This is a genomic window from Mycolicibacterium phocaicum (genome assembly GCF_010731115.1).
Taxonomy (GTDB): domain Bacteria; phylum Actinomycetota; class Actinomycetes; order Mycobacteriales; family Mycobacteriaceae; genus Mycobacterium; species Mycobacterium phocaicum.
The window spans coordinates 1,811,837-1,831,376 of sequence record NZ_AP022616.1; the positions used below are offsets into that span (position 1 = coordinate 1,811,837).

Annotated in this window: 23 protein-coding genes; 17 read left to right on the forward strand and 6 right to left on the reverse strand. The window is 66.4% G+C overall.

Annotated elements, in window-relative coordinates:
* Positions 1 to 39: 39 nt before the first annotated feature.
* On the reverse strand, positions 40 to 1,134 hold the full coding sequence (gcvT, locus tag G6N46_RS08780) for a glycine cleavage system aminomethyltransferase GcvT (RefSeq protein ID WP_135356729.1): 1,095 nt from the start codon (positions 1,132 to 1,134) through the stop codon (positions 40 to 42).
* 11 nt (positions 1,135 to 1,145) lie between these two features.
* On the reverse strand, positions 1,146 to 1,574 hold the full coding sequence (locus G6N46_RS08785; RefSeq protein ID WP_135356730.1) for a hypothetical protein: 429 nt from the start codon (positions 1,572 to 1,574) through the stop codon (positions 1,146 to 1,148).
* Between the two features lie 32 nt (positions 1,575 to 1,606).
* On the opposite strand from G6N46_RS08785, the gene G6N46_RS08790 reads away from it, so the two are divergent.
* The 9 genes from G6N46_RS08790 (at position 1,607) to G6N46_RS08830 (ending at position 8,538) form a co-directional block, all read left to right on the forward strand.
* Positions 1,607 to 1,906, forward strand: coding sequence for a WXG100 family type VII secretion target (locus G6N46_RS08790; protein ID WP_135356731.1), 300 nt, complete (start codon positions 1,607 to 1,609; stop codon positions 1,904 to 1,906).
* Positions 1,907 to 1,913: 7 nt separating this feature from the next.
* Positions 1,914 to 2,201 carry a WXG100 family type VII secretion target gene (locus tag G6N46_RS08795; RefSeq protein ID WP_163692672.1) on the forward strand — a complete coding sequence of 96 codons (288 nt, stop codon included), beginning with the start codon at positions 1,914 to 1,916 and terminating at the stop codon, positions 2,199 to 2,201.
* A gap of 10 nt (positions 2,202 to 2,211) precedes the next feature.
* Positions 2,212 to 3,555, forward strand: a complete 1,344-nt coding sequence (locus tag G6N46_RS08800; protein ID WP_135356733.1) for a putative toxin — start codon at positions 2,212 to 2,214, stop codon at positions 3,553 to 3,555.
* Positions 3,545 to 4,402: a HEAT repeat domain-containing protein gene (locus tag G6N46_RS08805; RefSeq protein ID WP_234791491.1), complete on the forward strand. Its 858-nt coding sequence runs from the start codon at positions 3,545 to 3,547 to the stop codon at positions 4,400 to 4,402. Before G6N46_RS08800 ends, G6N46_RS08805 begins: the two co-directional genes overlap by 11 nt.
* A 76-nt stretch (positions 4,403 to 4,478) precedes the next feature.
* The gene (locus G6N46_RS08810; RefSeq protein ID WP_135356734.1) at positions 4,479 to 4,883 is read left to right on the forward strand and encodes a DUF7832 domain-containing protein; all 405 of its coding nucleotides are present in this window, start codon (positions 4,479 to 4,481) and stop codon (positions 4,881 to 4,883) included.
* 36 nt (positions 4,884 to 4,919) lie between these two features.
* Positions 4,920 to 5,378 (forward strand): YbaB/EbfC family nucleoid-associated protein, encoded by a 459-nt coding sequence (locus G6N46_RS08815; RefSeq protein WP_135356735.1) that lies wholly within the window; start codon positions 4,920 to 4,922, stop codon positions 5,376 to 5,378.
* Between the two features lie 59 nt (positions 5,379 to 5,437).
* Positions 5,438 to 6,544, forward strand: a complete 1,107-nt coding sequence (locus G6N46_RS08820) for an adenylate/guanylate cyclase domain-containing protein (protein ID WP_138248611.1) — start codon at positions 5,438 to 5,440, stop codon at positions 6,542 to 6,544.
* Positions 6,544 to 8,067, forward strand: a complete 1,524-nt coding sequence (locus G6N46_RS08825; protein ID WP_407665088.1) for a leucyl aminopeptidase — start codon at positions 6,544 to 6,546, stop codon at positions 8,065 to 8,067. The genes G6N46_RS08820 and G6N46_RS08825 overlap by 1 nt, the downstream gene beginning before the upstream one ends.
* Positions 8,068 to 8,151: 84 nt before the next feature.
* Positions 8,152 to 8,538 carry a hypothetical protein gene (locus G6N46_RS08830; protein ID WP_138248609.1) on the forward strand — a complete coding sequence of 129 codons (387 nt, stop codon included), beginning with the start codon at positions 8,152 to 8,154 and terminating at the stop codon, positions 8,536 to 8,538.
* A 12-nt stretch (positions 8,539 to 8,550) separates the two neighbouring features.
* Here G6N46_RS08830 and G6N46_RS08835 read toward each other — a convergent pair whose 3' ends face one another.
* Positions 8,551 to 9,474, reverse strand: coding sequence for an alpha/beta fold hydrolase (locus G6N46_RS08835; protein ID WP_138248618.1), 924 nt, complete (start codon positions 9,472 to 9,474; stop codon positions 8,551 to 8,553).
* A gap of 191 nt (positions 9,475 to 9,665) precedes the next feature.
* On the opposite strand from G6N46_RS08835, the gene sucB reads away from it, so the two are divergent.
* The 5 genes from sucB to G6N46_RS08860 are packed head-to-tail and all read left to right on the forward strand — an operon-like array spanning position 9,666 to position 14,745.
* On the forward strand, positions 9,666 to 11,438 hold the full coding sequence (gene sucB, locus G6N46_RS08840) for a 2-oxoglutarate dehydrogenase, E2 component, dihydrolipoamide succinyltransferase (protein ID WP_163692674.1): 1,773 nt from the start codon (positions 9,666 to 9,668) through the stop codon (positions 11,436 to 11,438).
* A 4-nt stretch (positions 11,439 to 11,442) separates the two neighbouring features.
* A complete protein-coding gene (locus G6N46_RS08845) occupies positions 11,443 to 12,351 on the forward strand; it encodes a TIGR01777 family oxidoreductase (protein ID WP_138248585.1) in 909 nt (302 codons plus the stop codon).
* Positions 12,352 to 12,376: 25 nt separating this feature from the next.
* Complete coding sequence (lipB, locus tag G6N46_RS08850; protein ID WP_061005304.1) at positions 12,377 to 13,045, forward strand: lipoyl(octanoyl) transferase LipB; 669 nt, start codon at positions 12,377 to 12,379, stop codon at positions 13,043 to 13,045.
* On the forward strand, positions 13,042 to 13,974 hold the full coding sequence (lipA, locus tag G6N46_RS08855; protein ID WP_061005306.1) for a lipoyl synthase: 933 nt from the start codon (positions 13,042 to 13,044) through the stop codon (positions 13,972 to 13,974). Before lipB ends, lipA begins: the two co-directional genes overlap by 4 nt.
* Positions 13,975 to 13,989: 15 nt before the next feature.
* Entirely contained in the window at positions 13,990 to 14,745 is a 756-nt protein-coding gene (locus tag G6N46_RS08860; RefSeq protein WP_064859253.1) for a DUF4191 domain-containing protein, read from the forward strand.
* A 77-nt stretch (positions 14,746 to 14,822) separates the two neighbouring features.
* On the opposite strand, the gene G6N46_RS08865 is transcribed toward G6N46_RS08860, so the two are convergent.
* A complete protein-coding gene (locus tag G6N46_RS08865; protein WP_167526398.1) occupies positions 14,823 to 15,314 on the reverse strand; it encodes an RDD family protein in 492 nt (163 codons plus the stop codon).
* Between the two features lie 168 nt (positions 15,315 to 15,482).
* On the opposite strand from G6N46_RS08865, the gene glnA reads away from it, so the two are divergent.
* From glnA to G6N46_RS08880, 3 genes are all read left to right on the forward strand, one after another.
* Positions 15,483 to 16,919, forward strand: a complete 1,437-nt coding sequence (gene glnA, locus G6N46_RS08870) for a type I glutamate--ammonia ligase (protein ID WP_061005309.1) — start codon at positions 15,483 to 15,485, stop codon at positions 16,917 to 16,919.
* 229 nt (positions 16,920 to 17,148) lie between these two features.
* Complete coding sequence (locus G6N46_RS08875) at positions 17,149 to 17,475, forward strand: darcynin family protein (RefSeq protein WP_061005311.1); 327 nt, start codon at positions 17,149 to 17,151, stop codon at positions 17,473 to 17,475.
* 150 nt (positions 17,476 to 17,625) lie between these two features.
* Complete coding sequence (locus G6N46_RS08880) at positions 17,626 to 18,042, forward strand: DoxX family protein (RefSeq protein ID WP_061005312.1); 417 nt, start codon at positions 17,626 to 17,628, stop codon at positions 18,040 to 18,042.
* Here G6N46_RS08880 and G6N46_RS08885 read toward each other — a convergent pair whose 3' ends face one another.
* A complete protein-coding gene (locus tag G6N46_RS08885; RefSeq protein WP_061005329.1) occupies positions 18,043 to 18,897 on the reverse strand; it encodes a TIGR03619 family F420-dependent LLM class oxidoreductase in 855 nt (284 codons plus the stop codon).
* Complete coding sequence (locus tag G6N46_RS08890) at positions 18,894 to 19,538, reverse strand: PaaI family thioesterase (protein WP_061005314.1); 645 nt, start codon at positions 19,536 to 19,538, stop codon at positions 18,894 to 18,896. The genes G6N46_RS08885 and G6N46_RS08890 overlap by 4 nt, the downstream gene beginning before the upstream one ends.
* Positions 19,539 to 19,540 lie beyond the last annotated feature (2 nt).

Genomic DNA, 19,540 nt, shown 5'->3' on the forward strand with positions numbered 1-19,540 from the left:
CCGATTGTATCGCCCGTGGCTAGCGCGTTTTCGTCGCGGCTAGCGCGTCTTGGCCGCCACGAACGGCGGCGCGACGACCTCGCACTCGAGCGCCCGGCCGCGGACGTCGACGGTCACGCGCGCGCCGTCGGCGATGTCGGCTGCGGTGTCGAGCAGCGCCAGCGCGATGCCGACCTTGAGGCTCGGCGAGAAGGTGCCCGACGTGGTGATGCCCACTGGCTTGTCACCATCCAAGACGGTGAGGTCGGCGCGCAGCACGCCACGACCGACCGCCTTGAGACCGCGCAACGTGCGCTTGGGGCCGGCTTCCTTCTCCGCGAGCAGGGCGTCGCGGCCCCAGAACGCGTCCTTCTTCCAGCCGATGGCCCAGCCGCAGCGGGCCTGCAGCGGCGAAATGTCCAGCGACAGTTCATGTCCGTGCAGCGGGTAGCCCATCTCGGTGCGCAGCGTGTCGCGCGAGCCCAGTCCGGCGAGTTCACCGCCGGCGTCCTTGACCGCGGCGACGAGCGCGTCGAACACAACACCCGCGCGGTCCCACTCGGGCAGCAGTTCGTAACCGTGCTCGCCGGTGTAGCCGGTGCGGCACACCCGGACCGGGACACCCTCGTATTCGGCGTCGGCGTATCCCATGTAGTCCATGTCGGTCGGCAGCCCGAGCGCGGTGAGCACCTCGGTGGACTTCGGCCCCTGCACGGCGAGCACGGCGTAGGAGCGGTGCTCGTCGGTGATGGTCAGTTCGGGCGGGGCGAGGCGCTGCAGCTCGGCGACCACGGCGGCGGTGTTGGCCGCGTTGGGCACCAGGAAGATCTCGTCGTCGGAGACGTAGTAGGCGATCAGGTCGTCGATAACGCCGCCGGATTCGTTGCAGCACAACGTGTATTGCGCCTTGCCCGGCCCGATGCGGCGCAGGTCGTTGGTGAAGGCGGAGTTGACGAACTCGGCGGCGCCGGGGCCACGCACCAGCGCCTTGCCGAGGTGGCTGACGTCGAACAGGCCGACGGTCTCGCGGGTGGCGTTGTGCTCGGCCACGGTGCCGGCGTACGACACCGGCATCAACCAGCCGCCGAATTCGGCGAAACTCGCCCCGAGTTCGCGGTGACGGTCTTCCAGCGGGCCCTGCAACAGTTCGCTCACGGCCAGACAGCCTAGTGCTGCGGCCACAGATTCGGGGTATCGACGCTGGTTGTCATGGCTTCGGCATCGATTGTGACGCCGTCAGCGGTGGTTCTATACGGGACCAGAACGTCGACCGCCGGGCCATCGCGATGTTCGAGCCGGATGTTGATCGCGTCGCCGGCGAATGGTGCGCGCACAGTGACATCCAAGACAGTGGCGCGTGCCCGCAGCCGTTGAGCATCGTCGTCGTTATGGAGTGCCGACATCACGGCGTCCGCAGTGTTACGGACGGACGCCCCCAAGGCACGCATGGTGCGGTGACCGCCGGAGTCGATGACCAACATGAACGGCGCCAGGTTCTGAAAGCTCAATGCCGTGGCTGCGACTTGTATGCTGGCCTGCAGCAGCTCGTTGAGATCAGCTTGGGTTGCAGGGCTGAATCGCGTATGCCAGTCCATCGGCGGATCTCATACCTCGTGGGGGGGTGGGGATGGATAACAGTTTACGGGTGGATCCAGACGTTCTGGATCACGGTGCGGCGCAGCTCCATGCGGCGCATGACGCCATCCAAGCGGCGTTATCGAGGGCTCATGACAGCCATGAGACTCTTCAGGGCGCATGGAGAGGCCGTACCGCCGATGTAGGCGCGCAAATGTGGACCGACGTACACGACAAGTTCCGTCGGCACCTCGACGCGCTGGCGGACAACGCCACGAAATTGTCTGTCGCTGCTGGTCTTTACCGCGGTCAGGATGCGTCGTCGGGCGCCGACATCGCACAGCAGATGTGAGACAACGTTGCCCACATACGAATACGACCTCGATGAGATGAACGAGTTCATCACAGCGCTGGACCGATCAATTGAGGAGATCACAACCCATTGCGCCACTACGAAATCCGCGGTGGCGGCCGTACTCAACCACTACTCAGGCTCTGCCGCAGCAGCCTTTACCGACTTCCATGAGGGCTGGCAGAACACCGCCCGCCAGCATCTGGATTCACTGAGGGCGTACCGGGCGTACGTCGCGACAGCTCGCGACAACTACACCGAGGCGCGGCGCAAGAACGTCGAAATGTTCCACTAGGAGTGAGCCGTTGACGAAGATCACTCCAGAGAACTATTACGCGGTGGCCGCCAAACTTTGTGCTGCGTCAGCGCAGCTCGCAACGGACGTAAAGAATCTCGACAACGCACTCGATGTCAGCCAGTCCGCGGGAACGTACGCCTCTGGTGGACCGACATGGGCGCAGAGTTTTGACCAGTCAGCTTCCGACGTCTTCGAACTCGGATCAATTACCGCCATCGCTGCCCGCGAACTCGGTTACCTCGTTCATCAGGCGGGCCTCAACCACGCCCACGCCGAAAACGAATCTGGCGGTGGCGGGAATCAGCCAACCCCGCCCGCACCCCAGGGGTGCACGCTGGAGACAAATCTCCATCCAAGTCAGCATGCGGTCGGCGGAACGCACGAGAAGCCCGACAAGTGGGACTTGATTGCCGAATACGTCACCAAGCAGTGGGCCGATTGTGATGAAGGCCGAATCGACAGCGCCGGAAAACAATTCACGAGTTTTGCCAACAGCAAGGGTGCCACAGCCGTGCAGCTGTGGAACGACGTCACCACGGTGTTCACCAACGACGCGCAACACCAGAGTCCCGAGGTCAACGGAATTGTTGACGAGGTCGCGGCCGTCTGCAGATCGCTACGAGACACTGGCGACGCAGCAAGCGCATTGGGCACCGCATGCTCGGAAGTTCACCGGGTTGCCACTATCGACAAGAGCACCGGCAGAACGTCCCTGAAGATTCTCGATTTGATCATCAAGTCGTATGAGATCGACAAGATCGCCGCGCGCCGGCTTCCGTTCGGGTCGTGGATGGTCCGTCAACTTGACGAATTGATCAAAACCAACAAAATCGCGTACGCGCGCGGCATGGACAAGCTGATCGAAGGCATCAATGGCACGGTCGACACTGCCGCCAAGTCCAATCAGGGCATCTATTCGCTCGCGACCGGCAGCACCCAGGGGCTGTCCTCGATTCTCAACCGCACACCTCGACAGACCAATCCAATTCGAAACCGCGGCGACCGTGACAATGACGCGGCCGGCAAGCGCGGGGAGGACCGGGCCGGGGTGCCGGGCAATTACAAGAAACGATGGGTGAGGGTCACGGTCAACGGTGTCCCGAGGATCGTCGAACCGGATTACATCGACCGAGCCAACAAGAATGTCGTTGAAGTCAAGAACACCAACGAGATTCGTGGCAACTACGACCAGATCGCCGCGGAGACCGAGTGGGCACGTCAGCAGGGTTTCACCATGACGTTGGTGGTCGATCACCGCACCGTGATTAACGATCCGCGTATTCAGGCCATGATCGATTCTGGACAGATCCAATTGATCCGCAAAGAACTGGACGACAACGATGACATCTGATCCGCAAGGCGCACGGGATGCCACCGTCGCCGCATTGCGCGAGGCAATCGGTGCAGTTGAGGCCACCAGCGCCGACTTAGTCCGCAAACCGCCACCACCGCAGGAAGCCCCGCCGCCCAAAAAGCGCCGCACACCTCCGAAGCAGAACCCCGACGGCAGCTGGCCACCCATCACCTACCCAGGCATGCCCGAAGGCGACGACTGGATGCACAACCTCCCAGCGCGCTACACGGACGGCCAACGCGGACACGACCGCAGAATCATGGAAGAGCTCGCCGCCGTCGGCGTCCCCTGCTACACAGTCAGCGAGTTGGCCGACCGTGCCGAGACGGTTCCACAAGGCATCCCCATCTTCATCGACTGGCTCACGCACCTGGAAGAACGTGTCCCCGGGCCTGAATCTGACCACCGGGAGATCCTGCGTTCGGGGCTGATCTGTGCTCTGGACGACCCGGCCGCGCGCGGCAACCAACGGGCGATCGACCTGCTCATCCAGCAATTGCGGCGACAACCGCCATTAGCCGGACCAGTACGAGACTTCACCGAATATGCGTTGGCTCATATCGCTACTAAGACCGACTTCCCGGCCATCGCTGCCCTGATCGACGAATTGCCACCGGACTATCCGCGAGGAGCATTGATCGAGTACCTCGGCAGGGTAAAGACCTCGGAAGCACAAGCAATCGCACTGCACTGGCTCGACAACGGTTACGCATACTTCGCCATCAAGGCACTGGTTTCGATGAAGGCCATTGGCGTGCGCGACCGCGTCGCGCCCTACGTCAATGACCACGATCCCTGGGTGCGGAAAGTCGCCAAACGTGCCATGGAACGGCTCCCCGACTGACGTGCACCGCACCACCGCTCCAGAACTTCCGGGCACCCGACCGAGCTGCCCGCCCCATTGAAGGAGAAACACGCCGATGACCTACGACGACGCTGGTTGGCACCAAGATTCAGTCGGTGAACACGGCCTGGACCCCGACTGCACCGCCACCCACATTGGCATGTTCTTCGCCTGGCTGGCCCACAACGATCTGGTCGACACCGAGAGAACGAATACCGCACCGCTGCTTGCCCGGTCGATCACTCCAGGAAAGTTCCTGGTCGACCAATGCTGTGGAGAGATCAACTCGGCCGATGTCACCGCACGCGGCGCCGCGTTCTGCGAAGCGGCCTATCGTCAGTATCTGCGCGTCTACGACGCTATCCCCGAAATCGCCAGGTACGAGGTCAGTTACGCCGCACCAGACACGTGGGAGACGTACGACGCCGTGGCACCGGTAATCCAGGAGGCCTACGAAATCTTCAGACATGGCGGCAACTGAGTACCCCCTGCCAATTCACGTCGAACGGTTACCCACATGACCGACAACCGGTTCATCGATATCGAAAGTCTAGAAGGCCAAGCCGAATTGATCGCCCGTACCCGCCGAGCGGTCGACGAGATCGGCGAAGTTCAGGCATGCTCCCCCGACGATTTGGTTCGCGTCACCGTCGCAGTCTCGGGCCTGGTAACTGATGTCGACCTGGCCGACGAGACCGTGCGCCTCGACCGCGAAGAACTCGGCCGACTGATCGCGGCCACCGCTCAGAAAGCCAGCCAACTCATGGCGGCCAAAGTCGCCGAGGCCATGGCCGAGGTCCATCGTCTTCAAGAACTACTGCTCGCCGACTTCGACGGTGTCGACGCCTCTGCAGCCGAGGCTCTCCGCAGCATCGCTGCCAATTCTCGCGCTGAGGAACTGCCAAGCGACGTAGACCCATTCGACTTCTACGTCCCGTACGACCAACCGTCGGACCAGGATCGAGAAGACTGGTAACCACACATCCGCAAAGCCCAGTCCGCCCATCACCGCCCCGTAGCTGGCAAACTCATCTCGTGGTCGACTTCGACGCATTGGAAGCCGCGGGCATCGCCGATGCGCGTCGGCGCGCGCCGCTCATCGAGTACCTGGACAGCCTGGGCTTCACCGCGGAGCAGATGGTCGCAGCAGAGCGCCAGGGCCGGTTGTTCGGGCTGGCGGGCGACGTCGTGCAGTGGTCGGGGCAGCCCCGGCACAGCCTGACCGACGCCGCCCAGGCGCTCGGGTTGCCGCTGGCCGACGTCGAGCAGGCCTGGGCGGTCCTGGGCCTGACGGTCGCCGACCCGAATACGCCGACGCTCACCGACAACGACATCGAGGCGCTGCGCACCTGGACCGATCTGCGGACCGCGATCGGCGACGACGCCGCGACGGGCTTCCTCCGGGTGATCGGTGCGAGCGTGGCGCGGGTGGCGGAGGCGCTGGCGTCGATGAGCCGCGCCGGTCTGCCGGAACTCGATCTGGCGCACAGCCACGACGAACTCGTGACGGCACAGGCCTACCGGTCGGCGGCCGCCTTCATCCCGCGCATCGGCGGCATGATCGACTCGTTTCACCGCCACCATTTGTTCGCTGCCCGAACGTATTTCGATGCCATCGTCCACCACGAGTCGTTAACAGTGGACTGCGGTGTCGGGTTTGCCGACCTGTCCAATTTCACGCAGCTCACGCAGCGGCTCACACCGGCCGATCTGACCAGCCTGCTCAACGAGTTCAACGCCATCACCAATGACGTGGTGCACGCCGACGGAGGTCGGGTGGTCAAGTTCATCGGTGATGCGGTGATGTGGGTCAGCGCGACACCCGAATCGCTCGCCAAGGTCGCCATGGATTTGGTGCACCATCCGCGCCCGAAGATGGCCAACATCAGCGTGCGGGCCGGCCTGAGCTTCGGTTCGGTGGTCGCCACCGGCGGTGATTACTTCGGCAACCCGGTGAATCTGGCGGCCCGCCTGGTGGCCGCGGCCGAGCCGGGGCAGATTCTGGTGGCCGCGCCGTGGTACGACATGCCGGGCAAATGGCCGGTCGCGCCTCGGGAGCCCTTGGTACTCAAGGGCTTCAACGACCCCGTGACCGCATTCGAGCTGTGCCCGGAGGCTGAGCGGGCGGCCCGGCAGGCGTGATGACTAGGGTGGGACCGGTGAGCAGCGCACCCGGTTACCAGTCCCCCGCCGTCACCCTCGCATCCGCCCTGCCGTCCGATCTGGACGCTGCGGTGCTGATCGTGCCGGTCATCACCGGCGAGAACGACGAGGCCACGGTCGTGGCCAACCCGTTTCTGGACGCCGAGGCCACCGGTGAGATCGAGGTGGCGCTGAAGGCACTGGGCGCGAAGGGTTCGACCGAGCAGGTGACGCGCGTGCTCGTCCCGTCACTGCCGGTGGCCAGCGTGCTGGCCGTCGGCCTCGGCAAGGACCGCGACGAATGGCCGGCCGACGTGATCCGCCGCGCCGCGGGCGTGGCCGCCCGTTCCCTCAACGGCACCGAGACCGTCGTGACCACCCTCTCCGAATTGGATGTGGCCGCGGCCGTCGAGGGCCTGATCCTGGGCGCCTACCGCTTCTCCGAATTCCGCAGCGCGAAGACCGCCCCCAAGGAGGCGGGCCTGACTGCCCTCACGGTTCTGTCCACCGCAGACGACGCCGAGACCGCCGCGGCTCGGGGTGTCGACGTGGCGACCGCGGTCGCGACGGCCCGCGATTTCGTCAACACCCCGCCGAGCCACCTGTACCCGGGTGAATTCGCCAAGCGGGCAAAGGCTTTGGGTAAGTCGGCGGGCCTCGAGGTCGAGGTGCTGGGCAAGAAGGAACTGGAGGATGCCGGTTTCGGCGGCATCGTGGGCGTCGGCAAGGGCTCGTCCCGGGGGCCCCGACTCGTGCGCCTGACCTACCGCTCCGGCACGAAGAACGCCAAGAAGGTGGCGCTCGTGGGCAAGGGCATCACCTTCGACACCGGCGGCATCTCGATCAAGCCGGCCGCCAACATGCACCACATGACCTCTGATATGGGCGGCGCCGCGGCCGTCATCGCCACCATCGTGCTGGCGGCGCGCCAGCAGCTGCCGGTCGACGTCATCGCGACCGTCCCCATGGCCGAGAACATGCCGTCGTCGACGGCGCAGCGCCCCGGCGACGTACTGACCCAGTACGGCGGGACCACCATCGAGGTGCTCAACACCGATGCCGAGGGCCGGCTGATCCTGGCCGATGCCATCGTCCGCGCCTGCGAGGACAACCCCGACTACCTGATCGACACCGCGACGCTGACCGGCGCGCAGCTGGTGGCACTCGGCGTGCGCACCCCCGGCGTGATGGGCACCGACGACTTCCGCGACCGGGTCGCCAAGCTCTCCCAGGAGGTCGGCGAGAACGGCTGGCCGATGCCGCTGCCCGAGGAACTCAAGGATGACCTCAAGTCGACGGTGGCCGACCTGGCCAACGTCAGCGGCGCGCGCAACGCCGGCATGTCGGTGGCCGGGGTCTACCTGCGCGAGTTCGTCGCCGACGGTGTTCAGTGGGCGCACCTCGACGTCGCCGGCCCGGCCTACAACACCGGCGGCCCCTGGGGCTACACCGGTAAGGGCGGCACCGGCGTCCCGACGCTGACCATGTTCGCCGTGCTGGAAGACATCGCGAAGAACGGCTAGCCATTCGCCCGATGCGGTAGCTGGATTGACGCCAGTTACCGCATTTTCGGCATGCCAATCTCCACACCGGCGTATTTTTCCTGCATGAACAAGTTCATTCGCGTTATCGCCGTGGCAGTCGCCGTTATTGGCCTGGAGTTAGCCGGATTGAGCAGCACCAGCACGGCACTCGCCGACCCCGAGCAGGAACCCGTCCCCGATCAACTGTGTCCGTTCCGCAATGTGATCGACCGGATGGGCGGCAACGATCAGTGCGATCCCGGCTGGAACGATGCCAACCAGAACGTCGGCGCCGGGGCTCCGAACGAGTGCGCGCCCGGCGGCGGGTGGGTCGGAAACAACGAGCTGTGCCCGCCCCCGACGCTCAACGTGAACGTCAACCATGACGGCAACGGGAATCATCAGATCACCATCAACGGCCAGCAGGTCGATCCCAAGAACATCACCGTCGACGGCAAGCCGATGGGCTGACCCACCGCCCGCCTAGCCCACGTATGCGTCGTGCAGATCCCGGGCCGGCTCGGCACCGGCGAGGTGGTCGGCCAACTCGCGCACCGCGGTTGCCAGCTCCTCCGGATGCGACATCGGCGACCAGTGCCCCGACTCGATGTCGCGGCGCCACAGCCGCGGAACCCATTGCGGCGTCTCGTCGTACAGGTGCGGGCGGACGAACTGGTCGCCACGGTTGACGATCACCTGCACCGGCACGTTGACGTAGTGGTCGCGCCGGCCCTTGAAGATGGTCCGCCAGTAGTTGGCGGGGTACACCTTGAGGCTGTTCGCGGCGTCGGTCGCGAAGGTGTCCGAATGCCGAATCTGCTTGTCGGACATGCCATCAAGATGTTTCATCAGTTGCGGCAGGATGGTCGGCACAGTGGCCCGAACCAGCACTCGCGCCACGAGCGGTATCGAGAAGAAACCCTGATACGTCAGTCGCAGGAACTGCGACACCGACTGCAGGAACCGCACCGGCCGATACGGGCGCTTCAAGCCCTCCATGATGAAGTGCCGGGTGTGGTCGGCGCTCGGTCCCGACGTCGAGGTGAAGGACGCGATGCGATCCACCGACTCGGGCCGCGACAGGTATTCCCACATGCCGACCGAGCCCCAGTCGTGGGCCAGTACGTGGACCTTCTCGCCGGGCGCCAACGCGGCGATGACGGCCGCGAAGTCATCGGCGTAGTGGGCCATGGTGTACGACGAAACCTTCTTGGGCACACCGGAATTGCGCGATCCGCGGTTGTCGTAGCGGATCACGCGGTAGGTGTCGGCGAGGTGGGGCACGGTGGCGTCCCACATGTCGTGCGAATCCGGCCAGCCATGCACCAGTACCACCACCGGACCGTCGGGGTTGCCCTCTTCGTAGGTCGCGATCCGCGTCCCGTCCGCGCTGTCCACAAACTGCATCGTCACACCCGCCTGACCTCAAAATATCCCGTACCGCCGGTACCGGTTCGAATGCGACAGTAGCCTGCTCAGCGAGGGTGTCAACACAGCGGGACAAAGTCCCGACCCGCCCCTCCTCGACTGCGCGAGCATGACAGGATGGGGCCTGAGACATTCGAAGTGACGAGCGAACTTTTCGAGGAGTCAACGTAATGGCCATCTCCGTCCAGATGCCCGCACTCGGTGAGAGCGTTACCGAGGGGACCGTCACTCGATGGCTCAAGCAGGAGGGCGACACCGTCGCGGTCGACGAGCCCCTGCTCGAGGTGTCCACCGACAAGGTCGACACCGAAATCCCGTCGCCTGCAGCCGGTGTCCTGACCAAGATCGTCGCGCAGGAAGACGACGTGGTCGAGATCGGCGGCGAACTCGCCGTCATCGGTGAGGCCGGCTCGGAGCCGGCCGCAGCCCCCGCTTCAACCGCCGCACCGTCGGCTCCCGAGCCCGCCGCGGCCCCCGCGCCGGAGCCCACCCCGGCTCCCGCACCTGCCGCCGAAGCGCCCGCGTCGGCCCCCGCTCCGGCGGCCTCCGACGCTGCCGACGCCACCTCGATCGTGATGCCCACGCTGGGCGAGTCGGTCACCGAGGGCACCGTGACCCGCTGGCTCAAGAAGGTCGGCGACTCCGTCGAGGTCGACGAGCCCCTCGTCGAGGTCTCCACTGACAAGGTCGACACCGAAATCCCGTCGCCGATCGCGGGCGTGCTGCTTTCCATCACCGCTGACGAGGACGACGTCGTGTCCATCGGCGGCGAGCTCGCGAAGATCGGTGCCGCCGGTTCGGCCCCGGCACCGGCACCCGCCCCTGAGGCACCGGCCCCGGCCGCTGAGGCCCCGGCAACCGCCGCCGCGCCGACGCCGCCGCCGGCTCCCCCGGCGCCGGCCGCACCGACCCCGCCCCCCGCGCCTGCTCCCGCCCCGGCTGCCCCGGCACCCGCCGCCGCAGCTCCGGCCGCCACGTCCGCCCCGGCCGACGACGCCAGCCCCTACGTCACCCCGCTGGTGCGAAAGTTGGCTGCGGAGAACAACGTTGACCTCGCTTCGGTGCAGGGCACCGGCGTCGGCGGCCGCATCCGCAAGCAGGACGTGCTCGCCGCGGCCGAGGCCGCCAAGGCCCCCGCCGCACCTGCCGCCGCGTCGGCTCCGGCCGCTCCGGCCGCCAAGGCCCCGGCCGCAGCAGCTCCCGCGCCCGCGCTGGCGCACCTGCGTGGCACCACGCAGAAGGCCACCCGGATCCGTCAGATCACGGCCAAGAAGACGCGCGAGTCGCTGCAGACCACGGCTCAGCTGACCCAGACCCACGAGGTCGACATGACCCGCATCGTGTCGCTGCGGGCCCGCGCCAAGAACTCGTTCGCCGAGCGCGAGGGTGTGAACCTGACGTATCTGCCGTTCATCGCCCGCGCCGTGATCGACGCGTTGAAGATCCACCCGAACGTCAACGCCAGCTACAACGAGGAAACCAAGGAGATCACCTACTACGACGCCGAGCACCTCGGCTTCGCGGTGGACACCGAGCAGGGCCTGCTGTCGCCGGTCGTGCACAACGCCGGTGACCTGTCCCTCGGTGGCCTCGCCCGCGCGATCGTCGACATCGCGGACCGCGCCCGCTCGGGCAACCTGCGGCCCGACGAGCTGGCCGGCGGCACCTTCACCATCACCAACATCGGTAGCCAGGGCGCGCTGTTCGACACCCCGATCCTGGTTCCGCCGCAGGCGGCCATGCTCGGCACCGGTGCCATCGTCAAGCGGCCGCGGGTCGTCGTGGACGAGGGCGGCAACGAGTCGATCGGTGTCCGGTCGGTGTGCTACCTGCCGCTGACCTACGACCACCGCCTGATCGACGGCGCCGACGCCGGACGGTTCGTGACCACCATCAAACGTCGTCTCGAAGAGGGTGCGTTCGAGGCCGACCTGGGGCTGTAATCCCATGGCGCACGCGGTCATAGCCATCGCGGGCTCGTCGGGACTCATCGGTTCCGCACTGGTGTCGGCGCTCCGTGCCACCGACCATCGGGTGGTGCGCATCGTGCGCCGCCAACCGGCCAACGCCGACGAGGTGTACTGGAACCCCGACGCCGGCGACTTCGACTGGCGCACGTTGCGTGACGTCGATGCCGTGGTCAACCTGTGCGGGGTGAGCGTCGGTTCCCGCCGGTGGTCGGGAGCGTTCAAGCAGAGCCTCCGTGACAGCCGCATCGTCCCGACCGAGGTGCTGACCGACGCCGTCGTCGACGCCGGAGTGCCCGTGCTCATCAACGCCAGTGCCGTTGGCTTCTATGGCAATACGCGGGACCGGATCGCCGACGAGCGCTCCCCCGCCGGCACCGGCTTCCTGGCCCGGCTGTGTCTGGACTGGGAGGCCGCCACGCGGCCGGCGGCCGACGCCGGTGTCCGCGTCGTGCTCGCGCGCACCGGCCTGGTGCTGGCGCCGGCAGGCGGCATGCTGGCCCGGCTCCGTCCGGTCTTCGGGCTCGGGCTGGGTGCCCGGCTGGGCAGCGGGCGCCAGTACATGCCGTGGATCACGCTGGAGGACGAGGTGCGGGCCCTGCTGTTCGCGCTGAATCACGACGACCTGTCCGGACCGCTCAATCTGACAGGGCCGGCGCCGGTCACCAACGGTGAGTTCACCGAGGCGCTGGGACGGGCACTGCACCGCCCCACCCCGCTGCTGATGCCCGGTTTCGCGCTGCGGGCCGCGCTCGGCGAGTTCGCCGAGGAGGGACTGCTCGGCGGCCAGCGCGCCATCCCGGCCGCGCTGGAGGATGCCGGCTTCGAGTTCCACCAGCGGACCATCGGCGAGGCGCTGTCTTACGTCACCGCCCCCAACGCGGCCTGACTCCAGCAGGCGTAGCGTCAGTTCGGTGACGATCCGATCTGCCGGCGGCCCGATCGACGTGCGCCGGCTGGGCACCATCGACTACAACGACGCCTGGGCGCTCCAGCGGGAGCTCGCTGACGCCCGCTCCGACGAGCGCGGCGACGACACGCTGCTGCTGCTCGAGCACCCACCCGTCTACACCGCCGGCCGCCGGACCGAACCGCATGAGCGGCCGGTCGACGGCACCCCCGTCATCGACACCGACCGCGGCGGCAAGATCACCTGGCACGGTCCCGGACAGCTGGTCGGCTACCCGATCATCGGCCTGGCGCAGCCGCTCGACGTGGTGAAATTCGTTCGGCTGCTCGAGGATGCGCTGATGGCGGTCTGCGCCGAGCTCGGCCTGCAGACCATCCGGGTGGACGGCCGGTCGGGCGTCTGGCTGGCGGCCGACGAGCTGCGGCCCGAACGCAAGATCGCCGCCATCGGCATCCGCGTCGCCCGCGGCACGACGCTGCACGGCTTCTCCCTGAACTGCAACTGCGACCTGCGTGCGTTCGGCGGCATCGTCCCGTGCGGCATCGCCGACGCCGGTGTGACGTCGCTGACGAAGGAGTTGGGCCGCGAGGTCACGCCGGAGGACGTCATGGACCGGGTGGCGTCAGCGGTGTGCACGGCACTCGGCGCTCCCGCACTAACATCGACACCATGAGCGTCGATCCCGGTAACCGCAAGCTGCTCCGCCTGGAGGTCCGCAACGCGGAGACGCCGATCGAGCGCAAGCCGCCGTGGATCAAGACCAAGCTCAAGATGGGCCCCGAGTACAAGGACCTCAAGAGCCTGGTCAAGCGCGAGGGCCTGCACACCGTCTGCGAAGAGGCCGGCTGCCCCAACATCTACGAATGCTGGGAGGACCGCGAGGCCACCTTCCTGATCGGCGGCGAGCAGTGCACCCGCCGCTGCGACTTCTGCCAGATCGACACCGGCAAGCCCGCCGACCTGGACCGTGACGAACCCCGCCGGGTCGCCGAGAGCGTGCACACCATGGGTCTGCGCTACTCCACGATCACCGGGGTGGCCCGCGACGACCTGCCCGACGGCGGCGCCTGGCTGTACGCCGAGACGGTGCGCCAGATCCACGCGCTCAACCCGAACACCGGCGTCGAGCTGCTGGCCCCCGACTTCAACGGCGTGCCCGAGCTGCTCGAGCAGGTCTTCGACTCGCGCCCAGAGGTGTTCGCGCACAACGTCGAAACCGTGCCGCGCATCTTCAAGCGCATCCGCCCGGCGTTCCGCTATGAGCGCAGCCTCGGCGTGATCACCGCGGCCCGCGACTACGGCCTGGTGACCAAGAGCAATCTGATCCTCGGCATGGGCGAGACGCCCGAGGAAATCCGAGTGGCCCTGCAGGACCTGTACGACGCCGGCTGCGACATCGTCACCATCACGCAGTACCTGCGCCCGTCGCCGCGGCACCACCCCGTCGAGCGGTGGGTGCGGCCGGAGGAATTCGTCGAGCACCAGCAGTTCGCCGAGGGTCTCGGGTTCGCCGGTGTGCTTGCCGGACCGCTGGTCCGGTCGTCCTACCGGGCCGGGAAGCTGTACGCCCAGGCTGCCCGGTTACGGCCACCGGTTTCCTGAATCTATCCTGGTGGCATGGCGAAGACCACCAATCCTGCTGCTGTGAAGGCTGCGAAGGCCGAGGCGAAGGCGGCCCGCAAGGCCGCCTCGAAGCAGCGCCGCGCCCAGCTCTGGCAGGCGTTCCAGATTCAGCGCAAAGAGGACAAGCGGCTGCTGCCGTACATGATCGGCGCGTTCGTGCTGATCGTGGCGCTCGCCGTCGCGATGGCCGCGTACTCCGGCGGCATCTTCAGCTGGATCACGCTGCCCATCCTGGGCGTGCTGCTCGGCGCGCTGGTCGCGTTCATCATCTTCGGCAGGCGCGCGCAGAAGTCGGTCTACAGCAAGGCTGACGGCCAGACCGGCGCGGCGGCCTGGGCGCTGGACAACATGCGCGGCCAGTGGCGGGTCACGCAGGGCGTCGCCGCCACCGGCAGCTTCGATGCCGTGCACCGGGTGGTCGGCCGGCCGGGTGTGATCTTCGTCGGCGAGGGTTCGCCGCAGCGCCTGAAACCGCTTCTGGCGCAGGAGAAGAAGCGCACCGCACGACTGGTCGGCGAGGTGCCGATCTACACCATCGTGGTCGGCAACGAAGAGGACCAGGTGCCGCTGTCCAAGCTGGAACGGCACCTGACCAAGCTGCCCGCCAACATCACCACCAAGCAGATGGACGCGCTCGAGTCCCGTCTGGCCGCTCTGGGTTCCAAGCTGGGCCCCGGCGGTCTGCCCAAGGGTCCGCTGCCCGCCGGCGCCAAGATGAAGGGCATGCAGCGCACCGCGCGCCGTAAGTAGTCGCAGTCAGCGATTTGTGCACGATAATCCGCGGTGGCCGCGGATTATCGTGCACAAATCACGCCAGGGGGCGGTGGTCAGCGGCGCAGGACGGCGGTGTGGGTCAGCCGGTCCTGCAGCCCGCGGCCGTCGGCATCGGTGAGCAGCGCGGGCACGGCCAGCAGCACCAGCAGCATGCGCACGAAGGCGCGGCCGAGCCCGACGTACTGGCTCCGGCCGACGGACACGACGCGCAGCCCGAGCGCGAACTGTCCGGGCGTGAAGGTGAAGAGCCGCACCGAAACCGTGCCGACGACGACCCAGGCGATCACCGCGGGGGTGCCGTGCCAGACGTATTGGTACTCGTATTCACTGAGCCCGCCGAACACCACACTCAGGGTGCCCAGGCCGTAGCAGATCAGCCAGTCCACCAACAGCGCGGCGAAGCGACGGCCAAATCGGGCGAGGGAACCCGGTCCGGTTTCCGGCAGGCCCAGGGCTTTACCCGGGTATGTGGCGTCATCAACGGGGCGCTGCGATTCGGGCCCGGACAGCCACGAACCGAGCCGAAATCCATCTGCACCGGACATGGTGTCAGGATAGGCGTGCGCGCTCGTGCAACCGAACCGCGCGGCGGGTGGTCCGCGGTTACCCAAACCGTCGATCGCGTAACGTCCGCGAAACATACGGTTGATTGGCGTGCAACATCGTGTCCCTAGGTTCAACCGCGGGTAACACCAGTAAAGGAGATCACTTACGTGGCAGAAAAGACGTCTGACGACATTTTCAAGCTGATCAAGGACGAGAACGTCGAGTACGTCGACATTCGTTTCTGCGATCTGCCGGGTGTTGTCCAGCACTTCTCGATCCCGGCTTCGGCCTTCGACGAGAGCGTTTTCGAGGACGGCCTGGCGTTCGACGGTTCGTCGGTGCGCGGCTTCCAGTCGATCCACGAGTCCGACATGATGCTGCTGCCGGATGCCAACACCGCGCGCATCGATCCGTTCCGCGCCGCCAAGACGCTGAACATGAACTTCTTCGTGCACGACCCGTTCACGCGCGAGGCCTACTCCCGTGACCCGCGTAACGTCGCCCGCAAGGCCGAGAACTACCTCGCCAGCACCGGCATCGCGGACACCTGTTACTTCGGTGCCGAGGCCGAGTTCTACATCTTCGACTCCGTGGCGTTCGACTCGAAGATGAACGGCACCTTCTACGAGGTCGACTCCGAGTCGGGCTGGTGGAACAGCGGCGAGCCCTTCGAGGCCGACGGCTCCGCCAACCGTGGCTACAAGGTCCGCCCCAAGGGTGGCTACTTCCCCGTCGCGCCGTACGACCACTACGTGGACCTGCGCGACGAGATGTCGACCAACCTGATCAACTCCGGCTTCACCCTGGAGCGCGGCCACCACGAGGTCGGCACCGCCGGCCAGGCCGAGATCAACTACAAGTTCGACACGCTGCTCGCCGCCGCCGATGACGTGCTGCTGTTCAAGTACATCATCAAGAACACCGCGTGGGCGAACGGCAAGACCGTCACCTTCATGCCGAAGCCCCTGTTCGGCGACAACGGTTCGGGCATGCACGCCCACCAGTCGCTGTGGAAGGACGGCAAGCCGCTGTTCCACGACGAGTCCGGCTACGCCGGCCTGTCCGACATGGCGCGCCACTACATCGGCGGCATCCTGCACCACGCCCCGTCGCTGCTGGCGTTCACCAACCCGACGGTGAACTCCTACAAGCGTCTGGTGCCGGGCTACGAGGCCCCGATCAACCTGGTGTACAGCCAGCGCAACCGCTCGGCGTGTGTGCGTATCCCGATCACCGGCAACAACCCGAAGGCCAAGCGCCTCGAGTTCCGTTGCCCGGACAGCTCGGGTAACCCGTACCTGGCCTTCTCGGCGATGCTCATGGCCGGTATCGACGGCATCAAGAAGAAGATCGAGCCGCTGGCCCCGGTCGACAAGGACCTCTACGAGCTGCCGCCGGACGAGGCCGCCAACATCCCGCAGGCCCCGACCTCGCTGGCTGCCGTCATCGACCGCCTCGAGCAGGATCACGACTACCTCACCGAGGGTGGCGTGTTCACCGAGGACCTGATCGAGACCTGGATCTCGTACAAGCGGGAGAACGAAATCCTGCCGGTGCAGATTCGCCCTCACCCGTACGAGTTCTCGCTCTACTACGACTGCTGAGTCGCGAGCGCAAAGGACTGCCCCTCTCCTTCGGGAGAGGGGCAGTCTGCGTCTACGGGGTGCGCGACTCGGCCGCATGCCTTGCCGAGCCACAATAAGTACGCTAGCCTAACCATTGTGAGCGACACTGCTCACGGTGCTGACAACCTCACAGGTCAACGGAGAGATTCGTTGACCTGTTTTCGTTTCTCTCCAACCCTATTCACAAGCGAGAGAACGAGGTTCGCCAATGTTCACGGTTTTCATGCTGGTCAAGACCAATCCCGAGTGGCTCGGTTTCCCGGTGGCCAAGCGGTTCGACGAACTCGCGCGGCATCTGCAGCCGATCCTCGACCGCCACAAGGCGGTCAACTTCACGTGGTACGACACGGAGTTCTACACCGCCCGGGTCACCGATGTGTGGGTGCTGGCGGCCGCCGACCCGCACGAGTACGAGCTGGCGGTCGAAGAGCTTCGCGAAACACCGCTCTGGGACCGCTATTTCGCCATCGTCGAGATCCTGCCCGGGGTCGCCAACGCCTACGCCGACAACTACGGCAGGGCCGCTATCGGATGACCGACACCTGGTTCGCCCCCTGCCTCCGGGGGCGAACCAGGTGACTCAGCGCCGAGTTCTGTGGCGCTGTGAGGCACATCGCGGAAATTTGCTCCCATTCCGCAATCTCGCGGCACCTGGCGCGTCACAGGAACCTCATATGATGTCGCCATGGCTCAGACTGACATCGAATCGCGGCTCGACGCGGTCGCTCCCATCGTGCTCTCCGTTTTCCGGATGGTCATCGGCTTCCTGTTCACGATCCACGGCGCCACCACGCTGTTCAAGTGGCCGGTCGACACCAATCCCGGCGTGGCCGCACCGGATTTCGGCAGTTTTCCGGGCTGGTACGCCGGCGCCATCGAGCTCATCGTCGGCATCCTGATCTTCACCGGCCTGGCCACCCGCATCGCCGCCTTCATCGGTTCCGGCGAGATGGCTTTCGCGTATTTCATGGCGCACCAGCCGAAAGGCCTGCTGCCCATCGCCAACGGCGGCGAGCCCGCGGTGCTCTACTGCTTCGCGTTGTTCCTGCTGGTCTTCACCGGCGGCGGCGCCATCGCACTGGACGCGCTGCGGAAACGCTAGTCACAGACCGAGGTCGACGCGAAAGCGCTTGAGTCCGTCGATCTTCTCGGCCAGTGTGGCTGTGGGACCGCTGTAGAACATCCAGGGCATCGTGATGTTGCCGGTGATGCCCGCCCGCGCGGCGCGCTCGAAATGCTCCGGCAGGTACGCATCGGCCAGCGGTGTCAGAATCTCGAAACCCTCGATCGGTAAACCGTTTTCGACGCGCAGTTCGCGCACCCGGGTCGCCGCGGCGATGGCCTGGTCAGTGGTGATCAGGTCCCCGATCCAGCCGTCGTTGCGGGCGGCCCGGCGCAGCGCGATCTCACTGAGTCCGCCGACGTAGACGGGCACCGGTGGCGGCGTCGGCTCCATCTCGAGCCGCGGCACCTGGTAGAACTCCCCGTCGAACGACGTCCAGCCGGGCTGCCACAGCTGCCGGATCAGCTCCAGCATCTCGTCGGTGCGCTTGCCGCGACGCTCGAAAGCCTGCCCCATCAAGGCGAATTCGTCGGCGCACCAGCCCACGCCGACACCGAACTCGACCCGGCCGCCGGACAGGCAGGCCGCGGTCCCGACGGACTTCGCGACCGAGAACGGGTCGCGCATCCCCGGGATGTACACCGTCGTCACGAATTTCACGCGGCTGGTCACCTGCGCCAGGGCACCGACCAGCACCCACGGGTCCGGCCAGTGCGTGAACGGCTGCCAGCGCCGCTGCCCGTCGGGCGTGTACGGGTACGGCGTGCTCAGCGTCTCCAGGTTCACCACATGGTCCGGGATCGCGATGCCGTCGTAGCCGAGTTCGTCTGCGGCCCGGGCGATCTCGGTCAGTTCACTGATGTCCAGGAACGCCAGGGAGACGTAGAACTTCACCCGCGCGCCCACTGCGGCCGGATGAAGATGCCGTCGGCCTCGACGGTCACACCCTCGGCGTCGGAAAGGGTGCCACGTGCAAAGGTCTTGACGCCGTCGGTCCGGTCCACCCAAGCCTCGGCCCGGACCCGCCCCAGCGGGGTGCCACGCAGATAACGCACGGTGATGGTGCCGGTGAAATGTGGCTTCGTCAGTCCGGCGCTGGCAACCTCGCCGAGCAGCTGATCCAGCACCAGGGCGCAGATTCCGCCGTGCACCAGGCCGGGCGGGCCTTCGTAGGGCAGCCCCAGGTCGAACTCGGCCCAGCAGCGGCCGTCCGGCCCGTCGTGGTGGGTGATCCCCATCGGCGGGGCGATGGCGTTGCGCAGCCCCACAGTCGGATTCGCGTACGACAGCGGACGACCGGTGTCGGCGAGCCGCACGATCGAGGGCACGGGCTTTTGCACCGCAAGGAGTCTGTCGACGATCGCTTCGATCTCGGTTTGTGCACCGGACAGGGTCTCCGCGTCGACGCCGGTACGGATCCCGGCCTCGATGAGCCTGCGGACCGCATCGGTGAACGGCTCGTACACGGCGCACTGGCGCTGGTACTCCTCGTCGGTGATCACGTCGAAGGAGGAGTTGCCAATTGCCTCTGTCATGT

Bases quoted from the DNA above. Each gene is read 5' to 3' on its own strand.
- G6N46_RS08845 (WP_138248585.1), top strand. From the start codon at position 11,443: ATGGCGCACGCGGTCATAGCCATCGCGGGCTCGTCGGGACTCATCGGT.
- G6N46_RS08835 (WP_138248618.1), bottom strand. From the start codon at position 9,474: ATGCAGTTTGTGGACAGCGCGGACGGGACGCGGATCGCGACCTACGAA.
- G6N46_RS08865 (WP_167526398.1), bottom strand. From the start codon at position 15,314: ATGTCCGGTGCAGATGGATTTCGGCTCGGTTCGTGGCTGTCCGGGCCC.
- G6N46_RS08825 (WP_407665088.1), top strand. From the start codon at position 6,544: ATGACTAGGGTGGGACCGGTGAGCAGCGCACCCGGTTACCAGTCCCCC.
- G6N46_RS08785 (WP_135356730.1), bottom strand. From the start codon at position 1,574: ATGGACTGGCATACGCGATTCAGCCCTGCAACCCAAGCTGATCTCAAC.
- G6N46_RS08830 (WP_138248609.1), top strand. From the start codon at position 8,152: ATGAACAAGTTCATTCGCGTTATCGCCGTGGCAGTCGCCGTTATTGGC.
- G6N46_RS08875 (WP_061005311.1), top strand. From the start codon at position 17,149: ATGTTCACGGTTTTCATGCTGGTCAAGACCAATCCCGAGTGGCTCGGT.
- G6N46_RS08890 (WP_061005314.1), bottom strand. From the start codon at position 19,538: ATGACAGAGGCAATTGGCAACTCCTCCTTCGACGTGATCACCGACGAG.
- G6N46_RS08805 (WP_234791491.1), top strand. From the start codon at position 3,545: ATGACATCTGATCCGCAAGGCGCACGGGATGCCACCGTCGCCGCATTG.
- G6N46_RS08810 (WP_135356734.1), top strand. From the start codon at position 4,479: ATGACCTACGACGACGCTGGTTGGCACCAAGATTCAGTCGGTGAACAC.
- G6N46_RS08880 (WP_061005312.1), top strand. From the start codon at position 17,626: ATGGCTCAGACTGACATCGAATCGCGGCTCGACGCGGTCGCTCCCATC.
- lipA (WP_061005306.1), top strand. From the start codon at position 13,042: ATGAGCGTCGATCCCGGTAACCGCAAGCTGCTCCGCCTGGAGGTCCGC.
- G6N46_RS08790 (WP_135356731.1), top strand. From the start codon at position 1,607: ATGGATAACAGTTTACGGGTGGATCCAGACGTTCTGGATCACGGTGCG.
- G6N46_RS08860 (WP_064859253.1), top strand. From the start codon at position 13,990: ATGGCGAAGACCACCAATCCTGCTGCTGTGAAGGCTGCGAAGGCCGAG.
- G6N46_RS08815 (WP_135356735.1), top strand. From the start codon at position 4,920: ATGACCGACAACCGGTTCATCGATATCGAAAGTCTAGAAGGCCAAGCC.
- sucB (WP_163692674.1), top strand. From the start codon at position 9,666: ATGGCCATCTCCGTCCAGATGCCCGCACTCGGTGAGAGCGTTACCGAG.